Consider the following 823-nt stretch of genomic DNA (forward strand, 5'->3'; position numbering starts at 1 on the left):
ATGGCCCATTTTGGTATACCTAAATAGGCCAGCCTAGCATTCTTGATTTATGGTATCAAAAGTATACAGTGATACCACTGATGGCAAAACTGGTAACTACCAAGTGGCAAACGTGAACGTAAGAAACCTACCCGATGAAGTGCATCGGGCAATCCGCATCCAAGCTGCCCTGCACGGGCGCAGCACCGAGGCCGAAATACGCGACATCTTGGATGCGGGCGGCGAGACCCGAGGGACGTGTGAAACTTGGCTCGTTCCTGGCTTCTATTGCCCGTGAGGTTGGTGGTCTGACCGATAAAGAACACACCTTGTTTGAGAACACGCGCATCACGTCTCCGGCCCGTGCGGTGAGCTTTGAATGATCCTGCTCGATACGAACGTAATTTCAGAACCGCAGCGCCGAGAGCCCAATGCCCACGTCCTTGACTGGATCGACGCACAAGCGCTGGAAACGCTTTATCTGTCCACCATCACGGTAGCCGAGTTGCGTGCTGGTATCGCGCTGATGCCTGTCGGAAAACGCCAGGATAGCTTGCGTGAAAACCTGGAAAAGCACTTGCTGCCGATGTTCGCCAATAGGGTGCTGTCGTTCGATATGACTTGTACGAAGGCTTATGCCGAGCTGCTGCCCAAGTCCCGCGCAGCCGGGTTGGCGGTCGAAACGGCAGATGCCTTCATTGCAGCCATCGCCCTCGCCAACGGCTTCACCGTTGCCACCCGAGACACTGGCCCTTTCGAGGCTGCCGGGTTGAATGTCATTAACCCCTGGGAAGCGTAAACGTAGTGTTGAATCAGGAACGTATCTAAAGGATTAAAGTATGAC

1 protein-coding gene and 1 pseudogene are annotated in these 823 nt (G+C 54.2%); both read left to right on the forward strand.

Features of this window, described 5'->3' with window-relative positions:
* Positions 1–103 precede the first annotated feature (103 nt).
* Positions 104–362: pseudogene (locus tag ALO64_RS26675) on the forward strand (FitA-like ribbon-helix-helix domain-containing protein).
* Positions 359–778 carry a type II toxin-antitoxin system VapC family toxin gene (locus ALO64_RS21830; protein ID WP_044345993.1) on the forward strand — a complete coding sequence of 140 codons (420 nt, stop codon included), beginning with the start codon at positions 359–361 and terminating at the stop codon, positions 776–778. The pseudogene ALO64_RS26675 and the gene ALO64_RS21830 overlap by 4 nt, the downstream one beginning before the upstream one ends.
* Positions 779–823 lie beyond the last annotated feature (45 nt).

The sequence above is a fragment of the Pseudomonas meliae genome (assembly GCF_001400515.1).
GTDB classification, from domain to species: Bacteria; Pseudomonadota; Gammaproteobacteria; order Pseudomonadales; family Pseudomonadaceae; genus Aquipseudomonas; species Aquipseudomonas amygdali.

Coding starts and splice junctions, on each gene's coding strand:
- ALO64_RS21830 (WP_044345993.1), top strand. CDS start 359: ATGATCCTGCTCGATACGAACGTAATTTCAGAACCGCAGCGCCGAGAG.